At 71.3% G+C, this 10,018-nt stretch carries 8 protein-coding genes; 2 read left to right on the top strand and 6 right to left on the bottom strand.

Features of this window, described 5'->3' with window-relative positions; translation table 11 throughout:
• Nucleotides 1-378 precede the first annotated feature (378 nt).
• Nucleotides 379-1,386 carry a stage II sporulation protein M gene (locus ACWD0A_RS31000; RefSeq protein ID WP_451303486.1) on the bottom strand — a complete coding sequence of 336 codons (1,008 nt, stop codon included), beginning with the start codon at nucleotides 1,384-1,386 and terminating at the stop codon, nucleotides 379-381.
• Nucleotides 1,387-1,510: 124 nt separating this feature from the next.
• Between ACWD0A_RS31000 and ACWD0A_RS30995 the strand changes: the two genes are divergently transcribed.
• The gene (locus ACWD0A_RS30995) at nucleotides 1,511-2,638 is read left to right on the top strand and encodes an RDD family protein (protein ID WP_451303484.1); all 1,128 of its coding nucleotides are present in this window, start codon (nucleotides 1,511-1,513) and stop codon (nucleotides 2,636-2,638) included.
• 69 nt (nucleotides 2,639-2,707) lie between these two features.
• On the opposite strand, the gene ACWD0A_RS30990 is transcribed toward ACWD0A_RS30995, so the two are convergent.
• Nucleotides 2,708-3,322 carry a hypothetical protein gene (locus ACWD0A_RS30990; RefSeq protein ID WP_451303482.1) on the bottom strand — a complete coding sequence of 205 codons (615 nt, stop codon included), beginning with the start codon at nucleotides 3,320-3,322 and terminating at the stop codon, nucleotides 2,708-2,710.
• A gap of 240 nt (nucleotides 3,323-3,562) precedes the next feature.
• Entirely contained in the window at nucleotides 3,563-5,020 is a 1,458-nt protein-coding gene (ahcY, locus tag ACWD0A_RS30985) for an adenosylhomocysteinase (protein WP_451303480.1), read from the bottom strand.
• 641 nt (nucleotides 5,021-5,661) lie between these two features.
• On the opposite strand from ahcY, the gene lepB reads away from it, so the two are divergent.
• Nucleotides 5,662-6,330 (top strand): signal peptidase I, encoded by a 669-nt coding sequence (lepB, locus tag ACWD0A_RS30980; protein WP_451303478.1) that lies wholly within the window; start codon nucleotides 5,662-5,664, stop codon nucleotides 6,328-6,330.
• A gap of 69 nt (nucleotides 6,331-6,399) precedes the next feature.
• Here the strand turns inward: lepB and ACWD0A_RS30975 are convergent, their stop codons facing one another.
• The 3 genes from ACWD0A_RS30975 to ACWD0A_RS30965 all read right to left on the bottom strand — a co-directional run bounded on the left by ACWD0A_RS30975 (nucleotide 6,400) and on the right by ACWD0A_RS30965 (nucleotide 9,958).
• Complete coding sequence (locus ACWD0A_RS30975; protein ID WP_451303476.1) at nucleotides 6,400-7,365, bottom strand: cation diffusion facilitator family transporter; 966 nt, start codon at nucleotides 7,363-7,365, stop codon at nucleotides 6,400-6,402.
• 99 nt (nucleotides 7,366-7,464) lie between these two features.
• Nucleotides 7,465-8,643 (bottom strand): mannose-6-phosphate isomerase, class I, encoded by a 1,179-nt coding sequence (gene manA / locus ACWD0A_RS30970; RefSeq protein WP_451303474.1) that lies wholly within the window; start codon nucleotides 8,641-8,643, stop codon nucleotides 7,465-7,467.
• A 163-nt stretch (nucleotides 8,644-8,806) separates the two neighbouring features.
• Nucleotides 8,807-9,958 carry an SIS domain-containing protein gene (locus ACWD0A_RS30965; RefSeq protein ID WP_177152301.1) on the bottom strand — a complete coding sequence of 384 codons (1,152 nt, stop codon included), beginning with the start codon at nucleotides 9,956-9,958 and terminating at the stop codon, nucleotides 8,807-8,809.
• Between the last annotated feature and the right edge of the window lie 60 nt (nucleotides 9,959-10,018).

The following is a 10,018-nucleotide window of genomic DNA, read 5'->3' as shown; positions in this document are numbered from 1 at the left end:
TCCTTCGTACTCACCCTTTCGGGCTTTCCTCCGGGCGCTTCCCTTCGGTCTTGCGTTTCCGACTCTATCAGATCTTTCCGATCCGATTTCCTCGGCGCTTTCCAGTTCTTCGCTTTCGCGCTTCCCTTTCCGGCGGACCCGACTTTATCAGAAGCATTTCAGCCGACCAAATCGGCGAGCTGATCCGGATAAAGATTTCGGAATGGCTTCTCGGGAATCAGATCCCGGCGGAAGCGAGAGAGACTCTAGATGTTCACGCCCGAACCTGTCCAGTCCAGGCAACTGTCTAAATCTACCTCCCCACGTCTCCCGTGTCAACGGGTCCGGTGGGCGAAGAGGAGACTAGCAGCCCACAGGGCCTCTCTGCACATCCGCCCCTCAGGCCGCGGACGGGAGCTCCGCGCTCCGGTCCGACTCGTCCACGTCACCGATGTCGCCCGCCCGGACGGCTCGGCCGCCGAGGACGTACACGTATGCCAGAAACACCAGCTCAGCGACGACGCCGGTGGTGATCCGGGCCCAGGTCGGGAGACCGGACGGGGTTACGAAGGCCTCGATGACGCCGGAGACGAAGAGGACCAGGGCGAGGCCGATGGCCATCCCGATCGCGGCCCGTCCCCGTTGGGCGAGGGCGGTCCGTCGCGACTGCGGACCGGGATCGATCACGGTCCAACCCAGTCGGAGACCGGTGCCTGCCGCGACGAAGACTGCCGTCAGTTCCAGCAGCCCGTGCGGAAGGATCAGCCCGAGGAACGTGTCGAGGCGTCCGGCGGACGACATCAGGCCGATGCCGACTCCGAGGTTGAGGACGTTGATGAACAGAATCCAGATGACCGGGACGCACAGGAACGCGCCGAGGGCCAGGCACATGGCCGCAGCCTGGGCGTTGTTCGTCCAGACCTGGGCGGCGAACGACGCCGCGGGGTGGCTGGAGTAGTACGTCTCGTAGTCCCCGCCCGGCTTGGTCATCTGCCGCAGCTCCTCCGGAGCGGCGATCGCGGACTGGACCTCCGGGTGGGCGCCGATCCACCAGCCGATCACGGCCGCGAGCAGCGTGGAGAGGACGGCTGTCGGTATCCACCAGTGACGGGAGCGGTAGACCGCCGCCGGAAAGCCCGCGGTCAGGAAGGTGACGACGTCCCGCCAGCCGGCCCGCCGGGTGCCGGTGACCGTGGCGCGAGCGCGCGCGACGAGCTGGGTGAGCCTGCCTGTGAGCGCCGGGTCCGGCGCGCTGGACTGGATAAGGGACAGATGCGTGGCCGTGCGCTGGTACAGGGCGACGAGTTCGTCGGCCTCGGCTCCGGCGAGATGGCCTCCCCTGCGCAGGAGGTAGTCGAGGCGGTCCCACTCTGCGCGGTGGGCGGTGACAAAGACGTCGAGGTCCATGGTCGGCTGCTGCTCCAGGCACTGGGTGCGTACGGTCCGTACTACTGCGGCGCGCTGCCGGTCAGCTTGGCAGACTGAGGAACCAAGGGGCAGGGAAGGTCGAGGAACGCGAGGGGTGGCAGCGGTGAGCGGGCTTGTGACGGGGGACGCGGTCGTACTGGGGCTGCAGCCTGCGAGGTTGCCGAGCCGGGCGCTCGCGCTCGCGATCGACCTGGTGGTGGTGTGGACGGCGTATCTGCTGGTGTCGATCGGGCTGGCGGTGGCCACGGCGTCTCTTGACGAGGCCGCGGTCATGGCAGTGTCGATCGCGACGTTCCTGCTGGTGCCCGTGGGTGCGCCGATCGCTGTGGAGACCCTCAGTCATGGGCGGTCGCTGGGCAAGCTGGCCTGCGGGCTGCGGGTCGTGCGGGACGACGGCGGGCCCATCCGGTTCCGGCACGCGCTGGTGCGCGGTGCGATGGGGGTGGTGGAGATCCTGATGACGTTCGGGGTCATCGCCTGTATCGCCTCGCTGGTCTCCGCACGGGGGCGGCGCATCGGTGACGTCTTCGCCGGGACGCTGGTCGTACGGGAGCGGGTGCCGGCGGCCCGTGGGGCGCTGGTGGTTCCGCCGCCGCCACCGTGGCTGGTCGGACGGTTCTCCGGGCTCGATCTGTCGGGTGTGCCGGACGATCTGTGGCTCGCCATACGCCAGTACCTGACGCGCATGCGGCAGCTGGACGCCGCCGTGAGCTGGTCGATGGCGCAGCGGCTCGCGGGCGACCTGTCGGCGCGTACGGGCACGCCTGCGCCCGAAGGTGTGCCGCCCGCCGCGTATCTGGCGGCTGTGGTGAACGAGCGGCAGGCGCGCGACGCACGACGTGCCTTCGCTGCGGCGGCCAGGTCCGCCGAGGCCGACGACCGTGCCGCTGCGGCCGCGGGGGCACATGCGGTGGAGCCGTCGCGAGCGCCGGACACGGCGCGGCCGGACACGACCGGGGCGGGTATCGGTTCGGGGCCGGAGGCGGCGCCTCCAGCCGGGTCGGGCAGCGAACGGCGGGGAAGCTCGGATCAGGGATCCGCAGGGCACGGATCCATCGAATCCGGTTCTGGCCTGGGTGGCGGGGCTGCCTGGGCGAGTCCCGGCCTGGCGGCCGGGACCGATACCGGAGTCGCGGCGGCGGGCGCGGCCGTCCCGATCGGTGCTCCAGGGCATCCGGAGCCCGTCGAGGTCAAGCCGCCGCCGTCGACCGGATTCGCCCCGCCCGCTTGACCCCGCCCGACCGGTCGGCCTCTTCCCAGTGGCGGCCGGCGGGCCGAGGCCCCGCCGCAGAGCCCGCCGTCAGGGGAAGACCGACGGCGGGCTTTCGAGGTCTTCCAGCTCGATGCCCGGCGCCGCGAGGACCACGTCGCCGGCGATGTGAACGGTGTGCTGTTCGCCCGTGTCCAGGGCGCTGACCTGGTATTCGTCCACGGTCAGGGGGCCGTTGTCAGTGGCGTGCGCTTCACTCTTCATCAGGGCCCAGGACTGGTCGACGGTGCGGGGGGCGAGGACCGGGTCCGTGAAGGCGACCATGCGTACGCGGGTCGCGGGGGCGGTGGGGATGAGACGCAGCAGGCGGGCGGTCGCGACGAGGAAGGCGGGGGAAGTGCCGGTGAAGGCGTGGGCGCGCACATTGCCTTCCGTGGCATGGGCACCGGAGGGGTCGGTCCGGACCCACGTGACGCCGTCCAGCGCGGCGCCTCGGACCTGCCAGCCCGCTGCGTGGAGTTCGAGTCGGATGGGGCGGCCGAGATCGTCGATGGCCAGGTCGACGGTGCCGGCCTGCTCTCCGGAGGGGGTGAGTGTGCGGGAGACGTAGCGCCAGCCGGAAGGGCCGGGGGCGCACTGGAAGTGCTCTTCACCGAGGGGGGTGTGATCGTGCGGATCGTGGAGCGAATAACGGCCGCGTGGCATGGGGGCGTGAGTGTCCTTGTGCGGTGAGGCTCGGAGGCGTGGCGACACGCCCTGACCGGACCGTTCGAGGAGAGGTACGGGGCAGGCCCCCGACACGGGGGTGCGGGGGCCTGCCTGGTACCGGTCACGTCCGCCGCCGGTACCCGGCGGCGGATCAGCGATCAGATCCGGACCGGCTATCAGATCCGGATCAGCGACCAGATCAGTGACGATCGGAGGTGATCGGTGTCGCCGTGGTGATCAGTAGCGGTAGTGGTCGGACTTGTACGGGCCCTCGACCTTGACACCGATGTACTCCGCCTGCTCCGGGCGCAGGGTGGTGAGCTTGACGCCGAGGGAATCGAGGTGGAGACGGGCGACCTTCTCGTCGAGGTGCTTGGGGAGCACGTAGACGTCGGTCGGGTAGTCCTGGGGCTTGGTGAACAGCTCGATCTGGGCCAGCGTCTGGTCGGCGAAGCTGTTGGACATCACGAACGACGGGTGTCCGGTGGCGTTGCCCAGGTTGAGCAGCCGACCCTCGGACAGGACGATCAGGACCTTGCCGTCGGGGAAGGTCCAGGTGTGGACCTGGGGCTTGACCTCGTCCTTGACGACGCCGGGCACCTGCGCCAGACCGGCCATGTCGATCTCGTTGTCGAAGTGACCGATGTTGCCCACGATCGCCTGGTGCTTCATCTTGACCATGTCGGAGGCCATGATGATGTCCTTGTTGCCGGTCGTGGTGACGAAGATGTCGGCCGTCTCGACGACCTCGTCGAGGGTCGTGACCTGGTAGCCGTCCATCGCCGCCTGCAGGGCGCAGATCGGGTCGATCTCGGTGATGATCACCCGGGCACCCTGGCCGCGCAGGGACTCCGCGCAGCCCTTGCCGACATCGCCGTAGCCGCAGACGACGGCCGTCTTGCCGCCGATGAGGACGTCGGTGGCACGGTTGATGCCGTCGATCAGCGAGTGCCGGCAGCCGTACTTGTTGTCGAACTTCGACTTCGTCACGGCGTCGTTCACGTTGATCGCCGGGAACAGCAGCGTGCCCTCGCGGTGCATCTCGTACAGACGGTGGACGCCCGTCGTCGTCTCCTCCGTCACACCGCGGATCTCGGACGCGAGCTGCGTCCACTTCTGCGGGTTCTCGGCGAGCGTGCGGTTGAGCAGGGTCAGGATGTGGCCGTACTCCTCGCTGTCCGCGGTCGAGGGGTCCGGGGCCGAGCCGGCCTTCTCGAACTCGACGCCCTTGTGTACGAGCAGGGTGGCGTCACCGCCGTCGTCGAGGATCATGTTCGGGCCGCCGGTGGGGGTGTTCGGCCAGGTCAGGGCCTGCTCCGTGCACCACCAGTACTCCTCCAGTGTCTCGCCCTTCCAGGCGAAGACGGGGACGCCCTGCGGGTTCTCGGGGGTGCCGTTGGGGCCGACGGCGATGGCGGCCGCGGCGTGGTCCTGGGTGGAGAAGATGTTGCAGGAGGCCCAGCGGACCTGGGCGCCGAGGGCGACCAGGGTCTCGATCAGCACGGCGGTCTGCACGGTCATGTGCAGGGAGCCGGTGATGCGTGCGCCGGCCAGCGGCTGGGCGGTGGCGTACTCCTTGCGGATCGACATCAGGCCGGGCATCTCGTGCTCGGCGAGAGTGATCTCCTTGCGGCCGAAGGCGGCGAGGGAAAGGTCGGCGACCTTGAAGTCCTGGCCGTTGGCGACAGTCGACATGCGAGCTGCTCCTCGTGGTTCGGGTCGAGGGTGGGTACGGCTTGCTCTGCGGCGGCCTGGACATACGAATGCCCGGGAGCCCGCAGGACAGTCCGTCGGAGGCCCTCTCTCCCTCGGCCGGTCCGCGCGGGACCGCCCGACCGCCATCAGCAGCGACGTCTGACCGGTGACGAATCTACACCGATCAGCCCAGTCGGCCCCAGCCCGCCCGGCCCCTGGTTCCGGCCAGATTCCGCGGCCCCGGGCCCCGGCCCGACAGCGCTTTCCGTGCCTTGGAGCCCGGTGATGCCGCTCGGCCAGGCCTCGCCACACTCATCCGGCGCAAGCTGTACTCGGAGCAGGAGCGGAAGACCGGCATGTCCGCGCCGTTCATGGGGGACCGGCAAGGTGGCCGACGCCGAGGCGCTGGTCGCGGGCGCGTGAGCCTGCGCGTTGAGGAGCAGGGCACGACGGGGCTCGGCTAGGAGATCGCCATCCCCCATATGCCCGCCCCGGACGAGTCGGCGGTTCTCGTGGTGCTGCGCGAGGTCGGGTGATCGGCGTCCCGTAGGGTCGGGCGCCGCGCGGGCTTCGCGCGGCGCCCGCACCGCCCGTCGACGGCGGTCGCCGGGCGCACCAGTGGTTCCGGGGAGGGAACAGAGATGGGATCGGGGAGACCGGGGCGCGGCCTGCGTCTGGCCGGATGGGTGCTGGCGCCGCTAAGCGTGGCGCTGGTCCTGGGCGCGCTGCTGACGTTCCGGGCGAACTACTCGGGGCTCACGGTCGCGAGCGAGGGCATGAGTCCGACGTACGGCGTCGGTGACCGGCTCTTCTACGAAAAGGTCGACGGCTCGCAGGTGCGCCGCGGGGACGTCGTGCTCTATCGCATGCCGGCCCGTTACAGGGACTTGCCTGTGCTGCAGCGGGTGGTCGGCGTCGGCGGCGACCGGCTCGTGGGCCGCATCGGCGGCGGGCCGATCACGGTCAACGGGAAGCCGCTGGTGGAGCCGTACGTCCAAGGCGCCGACCCCGTCGGAGGGATGCCCTTCGAGGTGACGGTCCCCGAGGACCGGTTGTTCATGCTCGGGGACAACCGGGGCAACTCCCGTGACTCCCGCTCCTTCGGCGACGAGGCCGGCGGAGGGGCCGTGCCGCTCACGGCCGTGCGGGGCCGGATCGTCGACGACGTGAACGTGCCGGTGGCGCTCGGTGCGGCCATGGTGCTCGGAGCGGTGACCGGGCTGGCGGGAGCGGGATGCGGGCTGGCCGGGTGGCTGGCCGGACGCAGGCGCCGCGCCCCGTCCGGGCAGCCCCCGGTGTACACCCCGTAGCGCGAAGGCGGTTCACGGGAAAGGCCCCGGACCTCACCGGTCCGGGGCCTTTCCCGTGCTGTCAGCGGCTCAGTGGCCGGAACCGCCCGGCGCCTCGCCGCGGGCGGCGCCCGCCGCTCCCGCGGACTCGTCGTAGATGTCCGGCTCCAGGTAGATCACGCGCGCGATCGGCACGGCCTGGCGGATGCGGTCCTCGGCGGCGTCGATCGCCGCGGCCACCTCGGCCGCCGTGTCCTCGTGCCGGACGGCGATCTTCGCGGCGACGAGCAGTTCCTCCGGGCCGAGGTGCAGCGTGCGCATGTGGATGATGCGGGTGACCACGTCGCCGTCCACGAGGGCGGCCTTGATCTTCTCGACCTCTTCCGTGCCGGCGGCCTCGCCGAGCAGCAGGGACTTCGTCTCGGCGGCGAGCACGACGGCGATGACGATCAGCAGGACTCCGATGCACAGGGTGCCGATGCCGTCCCAGACGCCGTTGCCGGTGGCGATAGCCAGGCTCACGCCGACCAGCGCCAGGATCAGACCGACCAGCGCGCCCAGGTCCTCCAGCAGGACGACCGGCAGCTCGGGGGCCTTGGCCCGGCGCACGAACTGCGGCCAGCTCAGCTTGCCCCGCAGCTCGTTCGACTCCTTGATGGCGGTGCGGAACGAGAACGTCTCGGCGATGATCGCGAAGACGAGGACGCCGATCGGCCAGTACCAGTCCGTGATCTCGTGGGGGTGCTTGATCTTCTCGTAGCCCTCGTAGATGGCGAACATGCCACCGACGGAGAAGAGCACGATGGAGACGAGGAAGGCGTAGATGTAGCGCTCGCGCCCGTAGCCGAAGGGGTGTTGCGGGGTGGCCTCGCGCTGGGCCTTCTTGCCGCCGAGCAGCAGCAGCCCTTGGTTGCCGGAGTCGGCCAGCGAGTGGACGCTCTCCGCGAGCATCGACGACGATCCGCTGAAGAGGAACGCCACGAACTTCGCTACCGCGATAGCGAGGTTGGCGGCGAGTGCCGCCACGATCGCCTTGGTGCCGCCTGACGCGCTCATGTGTTCCGGGTGTCCCTTCGTACTGACGTCGATCGCTTCCGGGGCTTTGCCCGGCCTTTGCGGTGCGCCATTGTTGCAGCACCCCGAAGGGGCGCTGTCTCAGGCCACCACTGTGGCGCGGAAGAGCGTGCCCGGGCCGCCGTCGGTGCCCGTGATGCGCACGGTCTCGCCGGCCGGTACGAAGGCCGATTCGCCTGGGGCGAGCGCCAGCTCACCGGCCGTCACGCCGCCCGCCGTGCACAGCAGGATCTGCGGGGTCGCGGCCGTGAGGTCGCAGGGCGCGGAGTCGGCGGCCAGCACGAAGCGGGAGAGCCGGAATTCGTCGATCGGGGTGTCGTACACCTCCTCGCCGGTGGGCGAGGGCTCGGGGCGGAGCACACCGGGGTCGGTCGCCTCGAAGCGGACGATGCGCAGCAGTTCGGGTACGTCGACGTGCTTGGGCGTCAGTCCGCAGCGCAGCACGTTGTCGGAGTTGGCCATGATCTCGACGCCGAGGCCGGTCAGGTAGGCGTGCGGGACTCCCGCGCCGAGGAACAGGGCCTCGCCGGGCTGGAGTCGGACGTGGTTGAGCAGCATCGCCGCGATGACACCCGGGTCGCCGGGATAGTGGCGGGCGATGGAGGCGTACGAGGCGTAGGGGCCGCCGAGCCGTTCGGCGGCGGCCGCCGCCTCGTGGACCGTGGCCGCCATCTCCTCGCGGTCTGCTGTCAGTACGGCGGTGAGGACCTCGCGGAGGGCTGCCTCCTCGGGATGGGCGTGCAGCAGGTCGACGTACGGCTTGAGGGAGTCCACGTCGAGACCGGCGAGCAGGTCGGCGGCCTCGGCGGGTGCGCGGAAGCCGCACAGGCCGTCGAACGGCGTGAGCGCGCAGATCAGTTCGGGCTTGTGGTTGGTGTCCTTGTAGTTGCGGTGCGGGGCGTCGAGCGGAACGCCGGCCTCTTCCTCGGCGGCGTATCCGGCCTTTGCCTGGGCGAGGTCGGGGTGGACCTGGAGGGACAGCGGGGCACCGGCCGCGAGCAGCTTCAGCAGGAACGGCAGCCGGGGGCCGAACTTGGCGACGGCCGCCGCGCCGAGCTCCCGCTCGGGTGCGTCGGCGATGACCTCGGAGAGCGGCCGGGCGTTCTCGCCGTCACGGCTGACGTGGGACGGCGCGCCGGGGTGGGCGCCCATCCACATCTCGGCCTGCGGCTCGCCCGTGGGAGCGACGCCGAGCAGCTCCGGGATGGCGGTCGTGGACCCCCAGGCGTAGGGGCGCACGGTGTTGGCGAGGCGATCCATGGGCTTCTCGGTCCTTCTTCGGTACGGCTGTGTGCGGGGCGGTACGCCCGGCTGCGGGGCACCGGCTCCGGTTCGTCGGCCCTTGATACGGCGGGACCGCGTACGCGGAGCGTCGGTTCGGCGGACGCCCGGTGACCGGCGGGTGTCCGGTGCGCGAGATCGCCTACGACTGGTCGCCCCGGCCGCGGTCGCCCGATTCCGCGAGCGACAGGTACACGGCGGCGAAGTCCGTCACGGCGAGCAGTTCGGCGATCGATTCGAGTTCCGAGCCGTCCTCCGGTTCGAGTTCGCTGATCGGGGTGTCGTGACCGAGGGCGAGTTCGCGTGCGGCCGGCGCGGCGGTGAGCCCGCCCGCGGGCCGGTCGCGCAACAGGACGATGCGGGCCCGCAGCGCCTGCGGCTCGTCGACCCGGTCACGGAAGAAGTCCTCGGGGTCCGCCCCGGCCGCGAAGTCCCCGACCAGGAGCACACCGTGGGCGGGCAGCGCCTCCGGAAGCTCGGCGGCGAGCGCCGGCAGACCGGCGAGCTCGGCGAGGACGGCGGCGAAGCGACGGCCCGCGGGGGCCGCGCCCGCGCCCTCCGTCCAGATGAGGGGGAGGCTGTCGGCGAGTTCGGCGGCGAGCGTCTTGGCCGGGTTGCTGTACGTCGCGATGGCGGGCCCGCACCGCTCGGCGGTGCGGTCGAGCCGGTCGGCGACCTTGGCGAGGATCTCGGGGGGCGCTTCGAGGAGCCCCACGCGGTCGAGGAGGGACAGCAGCGGTGTCAGCAGGGCCCACAGGGCGCCGGGGCTCGCCGCCTGGCCCTCCTCGTAGAGCTCGTAGGGGGCGGTGGCCATCGGGACGACCAGGCCGTGGGCACCGTCGACCGCCTCGGACAACGGGGAAGTGCGGGGTGCGACGGCGACGACGGTGCAGCCGCGCCGGTAGGCCTGCTCGGTGAGCAGGGCGAGACCCGGTTCGCTGCCGTCGGTGGTGACGACCAGCAGCAGGTCCAGCGAGCCCGCCCAGCCGGGCAGGGCCCAGCGCAGGGCGCCCGCCGCGTGGGCCACGCCCGTGGGCCGCAGCGCGATGACGGGGGCGGACGCCCCGGCGAGGGCGCCGATCAGGTCGGCGACCCCGACGGCGGCGGTGCCGGGCCCGGCGACGAGCACGACCCGCGGGCGTCCCTCGGGGGTGAGCTCGGCGACTCCGGCCTCGGCCGCGTGCCGGGCCGCCGTGCGTACCCGCGCCCCGGCTTCGGCGGCGCCGCGCAGGAGGCCTCGGTGGTCGATGCGGGCGAGAGCGTCCGGGGCGTCGAGGAGCGACTCGTCGAGCATGGGGTGGGGCCTCCGATCGCCGTACGCGTGCGGGGGGGTGTGTCGGTGGTGGGACCGGTC

It is taken from the genome of Streptomyces sp. NPDC002867 (genome assembly GCF_053591895.1).
This window is presented reverse-complemented; position numbering and strand designations above follow the sequence as displayed.